This is a genomic window from Synechococcus sp. MIT S9452 (assembly GCF_047304245.1).
In the GTDB taxonomy this organism is placed as follows: Bacteria; Cyanobacteriota; Cyanobacteriia; order PCC-6307; family Cyanobiaceae; genus RCC307.
This window is the reverse complement of record NZ_CP138956.1, coordinates 1116208-1130696: the sequence shown is the minus strand read 5'-3', so window position 1 is coordinate 1130696 and position 14489 is coordinate 1116208. Positions and strand designations below refer to the sequence as shown.

Genomic DNA, 14489 nt, shown 5'->3' with positions numbered 1-14489 from the left:
CCATGCTGCCGATTGATGTGTCCGAGCTTTGGCCCCTCAGCCGTGAGCTGCTGCTGCAGATCCTTGAAGATCGCTGCACTGATCAATTCGTTTGCGAACGGATCTGGGAACGCTTGGGGTATGTGCCTGCTGCTGAGCACTGGGCGGCTGGGCCCGCCACCCCGGAGCCGTGGGCGCAAGCTTTCCCCCAGGCGCCCCAGGTGATTGCCGAGCGCCCGGCATCGGTGCGTCTCACCCGTTCCATCGCCAAGGAGCACAAGCAACTGCTGAAGCAGCAGCTGCAGTTCGCCGGCTACCGCATTGGTGAGCTCTATCCGCGCCGCACGCGCCGCGCCACGGCGGTGAGTTGGCTGCTGGCTTGGCTGGCTGAACGCTCAGAAGCGCTAGCGGAAAAGGGTCCTTTGGCGCCGGAGTTGCCGGTGCCAGAGGACCCTGTGAGCGGGCATCCCGGTGATCGTGCGGTGGCCTGATGGCCCGCTGCGCTCAGGACTGAATCGTGATGGGGGTGCCGGTTTTGGTGCGGTGGAACAGCCACTTGGCCTGAACGGTTGGCATGCGCACGCAACCGTGGCTGCGGGGAACGCCATAGGCCTGGCCGGCTGCTTCCTGCCAAGGGGCGCCATGCATGCAGATCATGCCGCCGGGAACGCACATGGCCCAGGGCACGCCAGGGGCCACATAACCCCGTCCGCGCATGGTCACGGAGCGGTGCTTGGACTGCACCTTGCTGCTGAAGGTGGGGGTCGGAGTCGAGGCCTTGCCAGAGCTCACCGGAATGGTGCGCACCAGCTGCGGACCGTTGTAGGCGTACAGCTTCTGGTCGGAGAGGTCGACCACGATGCTGGTGATGATGAGATCGATCATCGGTGAGCGACGGGGTGGAACGCCCATCACCTAGCGAGAGAAAAAGGTTCTTTTCTCTGAACGGACGTAATCTCTTCGCCTTGATTAAGGCTCGCCAGAGAAAATTAGACGCTTTTTATTATTATTTTTTGAGTGAAAAATAGCCCCAGTGGCTGAGCCCGCTTAAGGCCGGCCTGTAGGGTTTAAACAACGTAAAAACGAGAGGAACGCAGCCGTGGCCCTGCCGGTGGTGGCCATCATCGGACGGCCCAACGTGGGCAAGTCCACCTTGGTGAATCGTCTGTGCCGCAGTCGCGACGCGATCGTCCATGACGAGCCGGGTGTCACCCGCGACCGTACCTACCAAGAGGGTTTTTGGGGTGGCCGCACCTTTCGGGTGGTGGACACCGGTGGCTTGGTCTTCGACGACGACAGCGAATTTCTGCCGGAGATCCGCGAGCAGGCCAGCTTGGCGATGGCCGAAGCCTGCGTGGCCCTGGTGATTGTTGATGGTCAGCAGGGGCTTACGGCCGCCGATGAAGCCATTGCCGCTTGGTTGCGCCAGCAGAAGTGCCCGGTGTTGTTGGGCGTGAATAAATGCGAGTCGCCTGAGCAGGGCTTGGCCATGGCGGCGGAGTTTTGGTCGCTCGGCTTGGGCGAGCCCAAGCCCATCTCCGCGATCCATGGCGCCGGCACCGGCGATCTGCTCGATCAGGTGCTCGACTTTTTGCCTCCGCAAGATGAAGAGGAGGCTGCCGAGCCCATTCAGATGGCCATCGTTGGGCGCCCCAACGTTGGCAAGAGCAGCTTGCTCAATACCGTCTGCGGCGAGAACAGGGCCATCGTTAGCCCCATTCGCGGCACCACCCGCGACACCATCGACACCAGCATCGAGCGGGAGGGCCAGAGCTGGAAGCTCCTCGATACCGCCGGCATTCGCCGCCGCCGCAGCGTTAACTATGGCCCGGAGTTTTTTGGCATCAACCGCAGCTTCAAAGCCATTGAGCGCAGCGATGTGTGCGTGCTGGTGATTGACGCGGAAGAAGGCGTCACCGAGCAGGATCAGCGCTTAGCAGGCCGCATTGAAGAGGAGGGCCGGGCCTGCCTGGTGGTGGTTAACAAATGGGACCTGGTGGAGAAGGACAGCCACACCATGCCGGCGATGGAGAAGGAGCTGCGCAGCAAGCTCTATTTCCTCGAGTGGGCTCCGATGCTGTTCATCTCAGCGCTCACCGGCCAGCGGGTGGAGCGCATCTTCCCCTTGGCCGTGCTTGCGGTGGAACAGCACCGCCGCCGGGTCTCTACGGCAGTGGTCAATGAAGTGCTGCAGGAGGCCTTGAGTTGGCGCAGCCCCCCCACCACCCGGGGAGGCCGGCAAGGGCGGCTCTACTACGGCACCCAGGTGGCGGTGCGACCACCCAGCTTCACGTTGTTCGTCAACGAGCCCAAACTGTTCGGCGACACCTACCGCCGCTACGTGGAGCGCCAGATCCGCCAGGGCCTTGGTTTTGAGGGCTCGCCCGTGCGCCTGTTTTGGCGCGGCAAGCAACAACGGGATGCCGAACGGGATCAGGCCCGTGCTGCCAGCCGCTAATGGATTGGCTGCGGCAGCTTCCCCTGGGCCAGTACGTGGCTGGTCGCCGCGGTTGGCTGCGGCGGCTTGATCCCAGGCTCAAATACGCCTGGAGCTTGGCTTTTTTGCTCACTCCCATCCTGGCTTCGCCTTGGTGGCGGCTGGCCTTGGTGGGCCTGCTGCTGCTGATCACCTTGGCCAGTGGTTTGCCCTGGCGTTTGTGGCGCCGCAGCGTGCCGTTGCTGCTGTCGCTCAGCTTGGTGGTCGGCCTGTTGGCAGCTGTGTTGCCCTCCCCCCGCGAGCAGCCCCAGCCAGTGCAGCGCCCGCCCCAGGAGCTGCAACTCAGCCAGCCCCTACCAGCTCCGCCGGTCTGGGAGCTGTGGCAAGCGGGCCCCCTGCGCATCACGCGCCGTTCAGCGGAGCTCGGCGTGAACAGCGCCACCTTGTTGTTCACAGTGATGCAGAGCGCCAATCTGCTGCTGGTGAGCACGCCTCCAGAAGCCTTGGCCTGGGGGCTCACGGCCTTGCTAGCCCCCTTGGCCTGGTTGGGCGTGCCGGTGGAGCGTCTGGGCTTTCAGCTGCTCTTGGCCCTGCGTTTTTTGCCCTTGGTGCAGGAGGAATTGCAAAATCTGCTGCGGGCTGTGGCAACCCGCGCTTTGAATCTCAAGCAGTTGGGCTGGCGCGGAGCCACCAACCTGGCGCTGGCGGTGGGTGAGCGTTTGCTGGCCAATGTGCTGCTCCGCGCTGAGCAAGGCGCCGAGGCGTTGCAGGCCCGCGGCGGGCAGTGGAGAACCCCGTCCCAGCTGCGATTGCCGCCGCCGGCAGCCGCTGGGCTCAACGCTTTGGCCCTGGCGGGTTTGTTGCTGTTGCTGGCAATACGCTGGAGCTACGGCAGCATTTAAAGGTTCTGGCCGCAGGAATGAGCGTCGAGCGCTACCTAAATCACCCCACCTTCGGGATGCTCTACCGAGTCTGCCCGGTTCCAAGTGGTGAGGAGATCTACGCCACGCTCTATGCCCAGCGGATGTTTTTTCGCGTTACCTCCCAGCCGCAGGGAACCAGCTTTGAGGCGATGCCGTTTTCCGATGCGCGTCATCACGCCGAGCAAAACCTGCTTCGCATGAGGCGCAATCAGTCGCCGGAGCTGCCGCTCTGGAAAAAGCTGTTTGATCAGACCTTCATCTGAATCGTGGGCAGCCTGGCGCAGCGGTATGAAGCGATCCTGCAGGAGTTGCCGGCCGGGGTGAAGCTGTTGGCGGTGAGCAAGGGGCGCTCCGCCGCTGAGATTCGCGCTCTTTATGGGTTAGGGCAGCGCAGCTTCGGCGAAAGCCGGGTGCAGGAAGCGGCGTTGAAGCAGCAAGAGCTCGCCGATCTCGCCGATCTCGACTGGCAGTTCATTGGCCGCCTGCAGGCCAACAAAGTGCGCCCTGTGCTCAAGGCGTTCAGCACGATTCATGCCGTCAATAGCCTCAGCCTGGCTGCGCGCATCAGCCGCATTGCCGGCGAGCTGGCGCTGTGTCCGCAGCTCTATCTGCAGTTGAAGTTGCGTCCTGATGCCAACAAAGCGGGGTTGAGTTGGATAGAGGCCCAATCCCTCTGGCCGCAGCTGCAAATCCTGCCCCACGTGCACTGGCAGGGGGTGATGGTGATCCCGCCGCGCGAGCTGGCTGAGCAGGAGTTATGTGCCTTGTTCGCTGAAGCGGTGGGCCATGCCGACGCTCTCGGTTTGGCCGGTCGCTCGATGGGAATGAGCGGTGATTGGCCATTGGCAGCCCAGCAGGGCAGCACGGTGGTGCGAGTGGGCAGTGCGCTGTTTGGTTCGGATTAAGCGGTGACCAGTTGCAACTGACTGGCGCAGACGCTATCCAAGGACATCACCTCAGAGGGGCTCACGGCGGTGTCCATTTTTTCTCGTCTCAAGAAGGTTGTCGCTGGTGACGACTACCTCGATGACGACTACGGCACTGAGCTGGAGTATGAGGACGGCCTCGAGCCCTCCAATTCCACGCTTGATCGCGGCGGCGCGATCGCACCGATTGGCAGCTTCGACGATGGCGATCCCTTCGCGAGCTCCAACGTCATCGGCATGCCCGGCATCACCTCCGCTGCTGCGGAAGTTCTGGTGATGGAGCCGCGCAGCTTTGATGAGATGCCCAAAACCATCCAGGCCCTGCGCGAGCGCAAGACCATCATCTTGAACCTGACGATGATGGAGCCCGATCAGGCTCAGCGCGCTGTGGACTTCGTCGCTGGTGGCACCTACGCCATCGATGGCCACCAAGAGCGTGTGGGCGAAAGCATCTTCCTGTTCGCCCCCAGCTGCGTGACGGTGACCACCGCCAGCAGTGAAGAATCTGCTGCCCCCAGCGTGATGGCCCGCGAAGAAGAAACAACAGCACCGGCGGCTCCGAGCCCGGCTTGGGGCACGCAGGATGCCATCAACGGCTGATTCGCCCTTGAGCTTTGGTGTGATTGGCCTGGGCCGCATGGCCCAGGCCTTGGTCACTCCTTGGCTGGAGGCTGGCCTGCTGCATCGCGAGCAGCTGCAGCTTTCGGTGGCCTCTGAGGCTTCGGCGCAAGCGTTGCGTCAACGCTTTGGTTGCCCGGTGCACACCGAGCCAAGCGCCTGTTTGGCTGTTTCGGAATTGTTGTTGGCCCTCAAGCCGCAGCAGCTCGATGGTTTGGTGGAGCAATTGGGTGGCCGCACGGCGATTGCGGCTGCTGCAGCCAATCGAGCTGGGCCTCCGCTGCTGATTTCCGTGTTGGCGGGGGTGAGCTCAGAGCGCTTGCAGGATTGCTTTCCAGGTTGGCGGGTGGTGCGCACTGTGCCCAACACGCCTGCGTTGGTGCGCCAAGGTTTGGTGGGGTTGGCATTTGGTGATGGGTTGAGCCCTGAGCAGCAGCAGCGCGTGCAAACCCTGTTTGCCGCGGTGGGTGAGGTGCTCGAACTGCCTGAGAGCCAGCTGCCTGCATTTTTGGCGCTGACCTCCTCAGGCCCGGCTTTTGTGGCGTTAGTGGCCGAAGCCCTCGCCGATGGAGCCGTTGCCGCTGGATTGCCTCGCGCCCGTGCCCATCACCTGGCCCATCGCACACTCGCGGGAACCGCCGCATTGTTGTTTGAGCAGGAGCTGCACCCCGGTGAGCTCAAGGACATGGTCAGCAGCCCGGCCGGCGCCACGATCGCCGGCATCCGAGTGCTGGAGCAATCGAACTTGCGTTCGGCATTAATCGAGGCGGTGGTGCGTGCAGCTGAGCGCAGCCGCGAATTGGGCTAGTCCTTTTGCCCCAGCCGGGGCTCTTCGCCTTTCAGAAGCCGGGCCAGGTTGCTGCGGTGCCGCCAAATCACCATCACTGCGGCCACAACACCCAGGCCGAGGTAGGCCCCAGGGGCGCCGGCGCCTGCCATCAACAGAGGCAGCGAGGCTGCGGCCAGCACGCTGCTGATCGACACGATGCGGCTCAGCGCCAGGCTGGTGAGGAACACGCCCAGGCAGGCCAAGCCAACGGCAGGCACTAGGCCCAGCAGCATGCCAAAACCTGTGGCCACGGCCTTGCCGCCTTTGCCGCCCAGCCAGATCGGCCAGATGTGGCCCGCTAGTGCCGCCAGCCCGGCGGCCACCAGCCAGCCATAGGCGCCGGCGCCCAGCAGGCCCCTGGCCACGATCACCGCGGCGCTGCCTTTGAACACATCGACGAGAAACACGACCAGGGCAGGCCCTTTGCCCACCTGCCTGAGCACATTGGTGGCGCCGGTAGATCCAGAGCCCAGTTGGCGGATGTCGACGCCGGCGCACCATTGCCCGGCGAGATAGCCGCTGGGGAAACTGCCGAGCAGGTAGCCCAACGGCACCACCAGAATCGCCAATGGGTTCAAAGCAGCTCCTCCTCGTAGGCCAATTCTTGGGGATCAGCGGCGAACACCAGCCACAGCGGGAATTGCAGGATCGCGGTTTCAACAGCGCGCTCGGCTGCATCCACCACGATGAAGGGCAGCTCCCCCTGCTCTTCCAGCCGGTCCGCCCGCTCGATCAGGGCATCGGGGCGCTCAAACAACACCACCCCGCTGTTGGGGCCAAAGTCTTCGCGGCTGAGGCCAAGCCCGTCTTGCAGGCCGCGGCGCCAGTCGCCAAGGCGCTCGGGTGCGCCGGCAAGCACCAGGGTTTGAAACCGATCGCCGTAGAGATCACCCAGCAGGCTCACCGCAGCCGCGGTGACCAGCACATTGCGGCTGCGGGTGCCGCCGCTGGGCTGGGCACCACGGCCTCCTTGGGAGAGGAACCAGTCGCTCAGCAGGTCGTGGCCGCTCTGATCGAGGCTGCGGCGCAATTGCCAGGCATCGGCATGGAAATCAGGGTTGTCGCGAAAGGCCGCGAGCCGTTCGCTGATCAAGGTGGTTTCACCGGCAAAGAGGCCGCTGGCGCTCACCGGCGCGGGGGCTGGCTCCTCTTCGCTGGCTTGGGCAGCCTCCTGTTGCTGCTGTTGATCCAGCGGTGAGGGCTGTACCGCCAGGGTTTCGGGCACCAGCTCCAGCTGTTCCACGCTGCGGGCCAGATCCACCAGGGCCCCCTGCAGGTAGTCCTGAAAGCCTTTGACGCGGCGACTGAGGCCATCGGCCTGGCCGGTGAAGTGGCTGCTGATCTCCGCTTGGAGTTGATCGCGGCGTTGCTCCAGCTCTTTGATTTCCCCTTCCAGGGACTGGCGTTGCTGCTGGAGTTCCTGCAGGGCCAGTTGCTGCCAGCTCGGTTCCGGCGCTGGTGTGCTTTCCACTGCGCGATGTGTTCCTGACTGCAGTGTGACAGCGGCGCTGTTGTGTTTCGAGAACACGAAGAGATTGTGGTGCTCTGCCAAAGCAGGGTTGCGCTCCCCTATGACCTATTCCCATCGCCGTGAGCTGAATGCCTCAGGGGATCTCCCCTTCGATGCAGCGCCTGGTCAGGCGCAAGCTCAGCCGTGTGCTTGGCGGTCAGGCCCAGGTGATCAGCCTCAAGGAGATCAAACGCAAAGGCGAGTGGCAGGGCTACTGCGAGGTGGAAGGCCGTTTGGCCCAGTTCCGCTTCATTCGTGGGGGGCGTCAGCTGGTGGTGCAGCCTCTTTTAAATGTGTTCCGCTGGGACCGATGCGCGTAATCAGCTGATCGTTCAAGGCGTTGGCGTCAAAAAGCATCGGCAGGAAGTGGATGCTCTTCACTTCACGGAAATAGAAGAGCACTGGCACCGCCGGCCAAAACACCTGCCAGCTCATCCAGTCGCTGTAGGGGAAGCGGCGAATCTCATCACCGGTGCGGGTGACCACCAGCGCTTCGGCTTCAAAACGAAGCCTAAGCAGCGCGGTTTGCAGCATCAGGAATAGGCCAAACAGCACCACCACGGCGGCGGCAATCCAGCTGAGCAGACCGCAGGCCAGCCCCAATCCCACAACGCCCAAGGGCACCCAGAAGCGGGGTTGCAGTTCCGTATCAGCCATAGAGCACCTGGGTGAGGATCACATCTGTGATGGCGATGATCAGCAAAATCATCACCACAGCACCGGTGGTGCTGGTGCCCACTTCCTTGGGGCCGCCGCGGGTGGTGAGTCCCCAGCCGCAGGCAATGATTGCGATCTCCAGGCCAAACACGGTGGCCTTGAGAAGCATCGATGGCACATCACTGGGTTGCATCCAGGTGCGCATCGAGCTCCAGAACACCGGGGGCGGAATTCTGTAGAGGATCGAGCTGCTGAGCATGCCCGACCACATGCCAATGCCGAAAAACAGCAGGCATTGCACGGGCGACATCACCAGCATGGCGATCACCCTTGGCACCACCAGGTATTCCACCGGGTCGGTGCGCAGCATGGTGATGGCATCGATTTGCTCGGTGACCTTCATGGTTCCGAGTGAGGCGGCATAGGCAGTGGCGACCTTGCCAGTGAGCAACATCGCGGTGAGCAGTGGCGCGATTTCGCGGGCCAAGCCCAGGGCCAAGATGCCGCCCACCGTTGAGCCGGCTCCCTGCTTGGTGAGCTCAGCGGCCACTTGGATGTTGAACACCGTGCCGGCGGCCATGCCGATGATCAGTACCACCAAAAAGCTGGAGGGCCCTGCCTCCATCAGGTTTTCGCTGAGCTCGCCAATCGGAACGCGACCGCGAGCAGCTGCCGCTAACGCTTGGCCGCCAATCAGGCAGCTGCTGCCGAGGCGGCGAAGCCAGCGAGGGGTGCGAAGTGCCATCGCGGCTCAGTGTGTCACTTCTGAGCGCGTTGGCACGCTGCTTGGCCAATCCCGCATCACCACCAGACCCAACACCACCAGCACCGCAGGGATTAGGCCCATGCAAAGGCGAATGGTGAGCAGTGCTGAGGTGGGCTGAGCGATGTAGCTCAACGCTCCGCTGCAGCTGCTGGCAGAGATGTAGCCCGAGAGCGACAGCAGCACGCCAAACAGCTGCATCGAGAAGCCAATGATCAGCTTCTGGCTGAACACCATCCAGGCGGTGTAAAGGCCAGCGGGTTTGCTGGGATCAGCGTCGATGGCATCGGGCAGCAACGACCAGGGGATCAGGTAGGCGGTGGAGGCCCCGAGGCCCACCAACACGATCAATCCCACCAGTGGTGCCATGGCAAGGCCGCTGGGGTTGTCGCCCAAGGGCGGCAGCAGCATCGAAAGGATGCAGGCCACGATCCACAGCGCCGCCCCCCAGCGCAGCGTGATCACCCGGCCGAGGCGATTGGCCAGCAGGCTCCAGAGCTGGAGGCCTACCAGGGCGCTGAGCTGAAACGGCAGCAGGATCCAGGTGGAGAGCTCTGGTGGCACCCGCATCACCTGCACCAGATAGATCAGGGCCACCACCTGCATCAGCTGCAGCCCAAACCAGAGCAGCAGATACAGCCCCAGCACCCGCAGGAAGCGCCCATTGGCGCGAATGCGCCGCAGTTGCTGTCGCAATGGCTCGCTTTGGCCGCTGGGCCGTTGGGCCTTCTTGGCAAAGGGCGCTAGGCCCCAACAGCAGAGCAGGGTGGAAACGGCGGCGATGCTGCCGGTGATGCGCCCCATCAGCAGGTAGCCCGGCGCGCCTTGGTTGAGCACCAACGACGCCACGATCAAGCCACTCAAGCCAGACAGGATCGATCCGGTGAAGCGGGCGGCATTGAGTCGGGTGCGGATCCGCTTATCGGTGGTGAGCTCGGTGGAGAGCGCCGCGTAGGGCAGGTTAACGCTGGTGTAGGCGGTCATCAGCACGATCGCCATCACCACGTAGTAAGTGGTGCGCTGGACAACGCCGCCTGGTGGCACCCACCACAGCGCCGCCAGGCTGATGCCCAGTGGTACCGCTGCCGCCAAGATCCAGGGCAGGCGAGGCCCCCAGCGGGTTTTGGTGTGATCGCTGAGCCAGCCGATTAGGGGGTCATTGATGGCATCCCAAACCTTGATCACCATCAACAGCGAGCCAGCGATGAAGGCCGGCAGCGCTGCGGTGCAGGTGAAAAAGGCAAACAGGTAGAAGCCCAGCTGGGTGGCCGCCAGGCCGGTGCCGGCATCGCCGAGGCCGTAGCCAATCATTAGGCGCCGCCGGGAGCCAGCCAGGGGGGCAGCAGAGGCGGTCACAAGAGAAAGCTGGGCAAGTCGACCGCCATAATGCAAAACAGCTCAGCCCAAACGCCAGCCCTTGATCGGTTGATACGTTTGTACTGCTGCGGGCGTAGTTTAGTGGTAAAACCTCAGCCTTCCAAGCTGATGATGCGGGTTCGATTCCCGCCGCCCGCTTCCTCCTCTTAGAGCATTAGCTCAATGTCGCTGGACACCAGCAGCATCAAGCTGCGGCTCTCCAGGGGCGCCGATGGTGGTCGCCAGCCCGGGGGCTGCGCCGGCAGGTCTTCATCGGCGGGCAGTCCGGTGTCGATCACCCGCTGCCAACCGCTCGGCGTTGGCGGCAGATCGAAATGCATGGCCTTGTAGTAGGCGTTCATGCCGCACCACAGCAGTGGGCCCTGCGTAGGGCTATGGATGCTCCAGGCCAAGCAGTGGGACCAGCTCGCCCAATCGGGTTTGCCAATCTCCACCCCATGCCATTGATGGCTGAGCTCGCTGGGCCTTTCGGGGTCGAGCCAAGGCAGCAGCTGCTGGCGCAAGCGCAACAGCCGTTGCACAAACAACTTCAGCGCTAGGCCGTCGTCGTCTGGCTGCCAATGCATCCAGCCCAGGGGGTTGTTTTGGCACCAGCAGTTGTTGTTGCCCCCCTGGCTGCGGTGCACCTCATCGCCCATCAGCAACATCGGCGTTCCAGCTGAGAGCAGCAGGGTGCAGAGCATGTTGCGCATCTGCCGTTGCCTCAAGGTGTTGATGGCCGGGTCGGTGCTGGGGCCTTCAACGCCGTGGTTCCAGCTGTTGTTGTGAGAATCGCCGTCGCGGTTGTCTTCGCCATTGGCGAGGTTGTGTTTCCCGTTGTAGCTGACCAGATCGTTGAGGGTGAAGCCGTCATGGGCGGTAACGAAGTGAATGCTCTTGCCGGCTGCGGCCGGCTCGCCGCCATAGAGATCAGGGCTGGAAATCAGCCGTTGGGCCATGGCCCAGGAGGTGTTGTCATCGCCTTTCCAAAACCGCCGTAGGTCATCGCGGAAGCGCCCATTCCAGGTGCCCACCCGCTGGGCAGGAAAGTCGGCCAGCCGGTAAAGGCCGCCGCAATCCCAGGGCTCCCCCACCAGCTTGATGTCGGCCAGTTCTGGATCGCTTTCCATCGCCTCAAACAGGGGCGGCTGATCCAGTGGTGTAAGGCCAGCTCCGCGGGTGAGGGCAGCCCCCAGGTCAAAGCGGAAGCCATCGATGCCTAGCTCCAGGGTCCAGCAGCGCATCGATTCGATGATCAGCTGCACGGCCACAGGATGGTTGGCGGCAATGCTGTTGCCGCAGCCGGAGACGTCTTGATAGATGCCGTCGGCGTTTTGGTGGTAGTAGAGGCGATCGGCAAAGCCCCGCCAGCTGAGGCAGGGCCCCTGGCTACTGCCCTCGGTGGTGTGGTTGTACACCACATCAACGAACACCTCGAGGCCCAGGTCGTGGCAGGCGGCAACGAGCTGACGCAGCTGCTGCCGGCCGGCGAGTGGGTCATCCCCGCAGACGTAGCCGTGGTGCGGCGCAAACCAACTCAGGGGGCTATAGCCCCAGTAGTTCTGGCGGCCTTCGGGGGCATCGGCGGGATCAAAGGCCATCGATGGCAACAGCTCAATGGCGGTGATGCCCATGCTCTGCAGATAGGGCAGTGCATCGATCAGCCCTAAGAAGGTGCCCCGGTGCTCAGTACTGGCGGGGCTGCTGAGGTCGCGGCTAAAGCCGCCGGGATGCAGCTCATAGATCACCGTTTCACGCCAATCGCGGCGCGGGCGCGGGTGGCTGTTGAAATCAAAGTGATTGCGCTCACTCACCACCGCTTTGAGGCAATGGGCGCTGTTGTCGTGATCGCCGGTGGCGAGGCCCCGCTGGTAGACATCCCAGCCGCTGATGGCGCGGGCGCAGGGATCCAGCAGCACTTTGGTGGGGTGGAAGCCGCGCCCGGCTGAGCTCACCGGGCCGTGCACCCGGTAGCCGTAGCAGCAGCCAATGCCAACCCCCTGCACCTCAACGTGCCAGTAATCACCGCTGCGGTGCTTGGCGTTGAGCTCGATGACTTGATCTGGCTCGCTGGCACTGCCGCTGGTAAACAGCAGTAGCTCCACCTTGGTGGCCTCAGGCGCTGCCACCGAAAAGTTCACGCCGCCCTCCACCGAGGAGCTGCCCAGGGGCCATGGCTTGCCGATGCTCACCGCCATGGCTGGGCTGTTCCTCTGCGCGTGCCTATTCAGAGGATGGCGTGAAATGGATGGGATGGGTATCGCAGCGCTGGGTTCTGGTCTGTGGGCATTTCCCCCCAGCCGCGATAGCGACGGCGGCACCTCCTGGCTGTTGCACAGCCAAAGCGGCGCGTCGGTGCTCGTGGATGTGCCACTGCTCAGTGATGAGCATTTGAGCTGGCTGCAGCAACAACCCCCCGGCTGGATCGTGCTCACCCATCGCCAAGGCCATGGCCGCTGCCGGCGTTTGCAGGAACAGCTGGGTTGGCCGGTGCTGGTGCAAGAGCAGGAGGCCTACCTTCTGCCCACGCTGCAGCAGCGCCACAGCTTTGGCGAGCAGCGGGAACTTGAGCCGGGCTTGCAGCTGCTCTGGACGCCGGGGCCAACCCCCGGATCGTGTTGTTTGCATTGGGCCCAAGGGGGCCGGGATGTGTTGTTCTGCGGACGTTTGCTCTGGCCGCGTGGCCTTGAGGATGTCGAAATGCGAATTGGCGACAGCACATTTCATGCCAGCCGCCAGCAGCGCAGTGTGGGGCGGCTGAGAGGCTGGCTGGGAGCGGGTCAACCTGCCCAGATCGCCTGCGCCGCAGGACTTGGCGTGTTGCGCGGCGCCAAGCTTGTTGAGCGCGGAAATGTCGCCATCGATACCTTGATGACTCGCAATTGACCGTTGAACCGCTCAAACCCATTGCAAAAGCTGGGTTCGTTAGTTGCGCTCTCAGAACGTGGTCCATACCATTGGCGCGTTCCTACCCCTCGCAGCGGGCTGCCCCCTCCGATGAACAAAGCTGATCTGGTCAACCTTGTTGCAGCTCGTACCGAGCTGACCAAAACCGACGTCTCTCAGGTGGTTGACGCTGCCATCGAAACCATCATCGATTCCGTCGTTGAAGGCAAAAAAGTTTCCATCCTTGGCTTCGGCTCCTTCGAATCCCGTGAACGTTCCGCTCGTCAGGGCCTGAACCCCAAGACCGGCGAAAAGATCGCCATCCCTGCCAAGAAGGTTCCCGCCTTCACCGCCGGCAAGATGTTCAAAGATCGCGTTCAGGGCTGATCGCTCTGGCAGCGACCCCTCTGCTCGAAGCGCTTCCTGCTCACCTGCAGGAGGCGCTTTTTTGTGCGCAGCAACGCCGGAGCGTCCATCGCTGCGGTCGCTTTGCGCCCACACCAAGCGGACCGCTGCATCTGGGCAACCTGCGCACGGCCTTGCTGTCGTGGCTGTCGGCTCGATTAGCAGGAGCTGAATGGCTCTTGCGCATTGATGATCTCGACACGCCCCGCAACCGGCCTGGAGCAGAGGCTCAGGCCATCGCCGATTTGCAGTGGTTGGGTTTGCTTTGGGATGGCCCGGTGATTCGCCAGAGCGAGCGCCGCGGGCTTTATCACTCCTTGCTGTCGGCGCTAAGGAGCCAAGGCTGCTTGTATCCCTGCCATTGCAGCCGGCGCATGTTGGCTGATGTCTCAGCGCCTCACGGCGCATGGCCGCTCTACCCAGGAACCTGCCGCGGCTTGCCCCCTGATTGGGGTGCCCGCAAGGGGCGTTTGCCCAGCTGGCGCTTGCGGCTTGCTGCGGGCTGGTTGCACTGGCCTGAACAAGGCCAGGTGAGCAGCCACTTGGATGGACTCACCGAGGTTGGTGATGTGGTGCTGCGGCGCGCGGATGGCTTTTTGGCGTATCACCTCGCCACGGCAGCTGATGAGCTCTGGCTGGGCATCACCGATGTGGTGCGCGGTGATGACCTGTGGGTCACCACCGGACCGCAGGTGGCCTTGATGCAGCTGCTTGGATGCGCACCTCCGAGCTACTGGCATGTGCCGTTGCTGCGTGATCAGGGCGGCCAGCGGCTGGCCAAACGGGATGGATCAGCAGGCCTTGAGGGGTGGCGTTGCCGCGGGGGTCGCGCGGAGGAGTTAATCGGGCAGTGGGCTGCGCAACTCGGTTGGCTCCCTTCGGACGCCGAGCTCAGTGCGCAGGAGCTGCTGGATGAGCTGAAGCGCCGCAACGCTGCGCAGATCACCACAAAAGGGAGTCGGTTGATACCAAACCAGTAATTGTGCTCACTTCCGCTGCATTTCTTAAGGAAGTGTTCGGGATCATTCGGCCCGGAATTATTCACACTGGAATTAATAAGACTCGTGTCCCCATGGGCTCCCCCGCCAAGCAGATCAAGCAAGAAACTTGCACCGCTTGTGGGGGGAGTGGAATGCTCCGTCAGGGTTCCGACTCTTACCGCACTTGCCTGGTTTGTATGGGCGTAGGAACCATTGCGGT

At 63.2% G+C, this 14489-nt stretch carries 17 protein-coding genes and 1 tRNA gene; 11 read left to right on the top strand and 7 right to left on the bottom strand.

What is annotated here, in order from left to right:
• Positions 1–2: 2 nt before the first annotated feature.
• Entirely contained in the window at positions 3–470 is a 468-nt protein-coding gene (locus SIB46_RS05945; protein WP_413297603.1) for a DUF1823 family protein, read from the top strand.
• Between the two features lie 13 nt (positions 471–483).
• Here the strand turns inward: SIB46_RS05945 and SIB46_RS05940 are convergent, their stop codons facing one another.
• On the bottom strand, positions 484–864 hold the full coding sequence (locus tag SIB46_RS05940; protein WP_413297723.1) for a L,D-transpeptidase: 381 nt from the start codon (positions 862–864) through the stop codon (positions 484–486).
• A 214-nt stretch (positions 865–1078) separates the two neighbouring features.
• On the opposite strand from SIB46_RS05940, the gene der reads away from it, so the two are divergent.
• The 6 genes from der to proC all read left to right on the top strand — a co-directional run bounded on the left by der (position 1079) and on the right by proC (position 5691).
• Positions 1079–2437, top strand: coding sequence for a ribosome biogenesis GTPase Der (der, locus tag SIB46_RS05935; RefSeq protein WP_413297602.1), 1359 nt, complete (start codon positions 1079–1081; stop codon positions 2435–2437).
• Complete coding sequence (locus tag SIB46_RS05930) at positions 2437–3318, top strand: CbiQ family ECF transporter T component (RefSeq protein WP_413297601.1); 882 nt, start codon at positions 2437–2439, stop codon at positions 3316–3318. Before der ends, SIB46_RS05930 begins: the two co-directional genes overlap by 1 nt.
• Positions 3319–3335: 17 nt before the next feature.
• On the top strand, positions 3336–3602 hold the full coding sequence (locus tag SIB46_RS05925; RefSeq protein ID WP_413297599.1) for a PipX family protein: 267 nt from the start codon (positions 3336–3338) through the stop codon (positions 3600–3602).
• Positions 3603–3605: 3 nt separating this feature from the next.
• Entirely contained in the window at positions 3606–4244 is a 639-nt protein-coding gene (locus SIB46_RS05920; protein ID WP_413297598.1) for a YggS family pyridoxal phosphate-dependent enzyme, read from the top strand.
• Positions 4245–4313: 69 nt separating this feature from the next.
• The gene (locus tag SIB46_RS05915) at positions 4314–4865 is read left to right on the top strand and encodes a cell division protein SepF (protein WP_413297596.1); all 552 of its coding nucleotides are present in this window, start codon (positions 4314–4316) and stop codon (positions 4863–4865) included.
• Positions 4849–5691 (top strand): pyrroline-5-carboxylate reductase, encoded by an 843-nt coding sequence (proC, locus tag SIB46_RS05910; RefSeq protein WP_413297595.1) that lies wholly within the window; start codon positions 4849–4851, stop codon positions 5689–5691. The genes SIB46_RS05915 and proC overlap by 17 nt, the downstream gene beginning before the upstream one ends.
• Here proC and plsY read toward each other — a convergent pair.
• The 5 genes from plsY to SIB46_RS05885 form a co-directional block, all read right to left on the bottom strand.
• Positions 5688–6290: a glycerol-3-phosphate 1-O-acyltransferase PlsY gene (gene plsY / locus SIB46_RS05905; RefSeq protein ID WP_413297594.1), complete on the bottom strand. Its 603-nt coding sequence runs from the start codon at positions 6288–6290 to the stop codon at positions 5688–5690. The two genes, proC and plsY, sit on opposite strands and share 4 nt — an antisense overlap.
• On the bottom strand, positions 6287–7183 hold the full coding sequence (locus SIB46_RS05900) for a DUF3086 domain-containing protein (RefSeq protein ID WP_413297593.1): 897 nt from the start codon (positions 7181–7183) through the stop codon (positions 6287–6289). Before SIB46_RS05900 ends, plsY begins: the two co-directional genes overlap by 4 nt.
• A gap of 288 nt (positions 7184–7471) precedes the next feature.
• Entirely contained in the window at positions 7472–7879 is a 408-nt protein-coding gene (locus SIB46_RS05895; protein WP_413297592.1) for a DUF3119 family protein, read from the bottom strand.
• Positions 7872–8624 carry an MlaE family ABC transporter permease gene (locus SIB46_RS05890; RefSeq protein ID WP_413297591.1) on the bottom strand — a complete coding sequence of 251 codons (753 nt, stop codon included), beginning with the start codon at positions 8622–8624 and terminating at the stop codon, positions 7872–7874. The genes SIB46_RS05895 and SIB46_RS05890 overlap by 8 nt, the downstream gene beginning before the upstream one ends.
• 6 nt (positions 8625–8630) lie before the next feature.
• Positions 8631–9953: an MFS transporter gene (locus SIB46_RS05885; RefSeq protein WP_413297722.1), complete on the bottom strand. Its 1323-nt coding sequence runs from the start codon at positions 9951–9953 to the stop codon at positions 8631–8633.
• A gap of 133 nt (positions 9954–10086) precedes the next feature.
• On the opposite strand from SIB46_RS05885, the gene SIB46_RS05880 reads away from it, so the two are divergent.
• Positions 10087–10157 (top strand) — tRNA-Gly (locus tag SIB46_RS05880).
• A gap of 8 nt (positions 10158–10165) precedes the next feature.
• Here the strand turns inward: SIB46_RS05880 and SIB46_RS05875 are convergent.
• Positions 10166–12196: a glycogen debranching protein gene (locus SIB46_RS05875; protein WP_413297590.1), complete on the bottom strand. Its 2031-nt coding sequence runs from the start codon at positions 12194–12196 to the stop codon at positions 10166–10168.
• Between SIB46_RS05875 and SIB46_RS05870 the strand changes: the two genes are divergently transcribed.
• The 3 genes from SIB46_RS05870 to gluQRS all read left to right on the top strand — a co-directional run bounded on the left by SIB46_RS05870 (position 12195) and on the right by gluQRS (position 14269).
• Positions 12195–12884 carry an MBL fold metallo-hydrolase gene (locus tag SIB46_RS05870; RefSeq protein ID WP_413297589.1) on the top strand — a complete coding sequence of 230 codons (690 nt, stop codon included), beginning with the start codon at positions 12195–12197 and terminating at the stop codon, positions 12882–12884. The genes SIB46_RS05875 and SIB46_RS05870 overlap by 2 nt on opposite strands.
• 111 nt (positions 12885–12995) lie before the next feature.
• The gene (locus tag SIB46_RS05865) at positions 12996–13271 is read left to right on the top strand and encodes an HU family DNA-binding protein (protein WP_011934899.1); all 276 of its coding nucleotides are present in this window, start codon (positions 12996–12998) and stop codon (positions 13269–13271) included.
• A gap of 44 nt (positions 13272–13315) precedes the next feature.
• Positions 13316–14269 carry a tRNA glutamyl-Q(34) synthetase GluQRS gene (gluQRS, locus tag SIB46_RS05860; protein WP_413297721.1) on the top strand — a complete coding sequence of 318 codons (954 nt, stop codon included), beginning with the start codon at positions 13316–13318 and terminating at the stop codon, positions 14267–14269.
• The last annotated feature ends 220 nt before the right edge of the window (positions 14270–14489 follow it).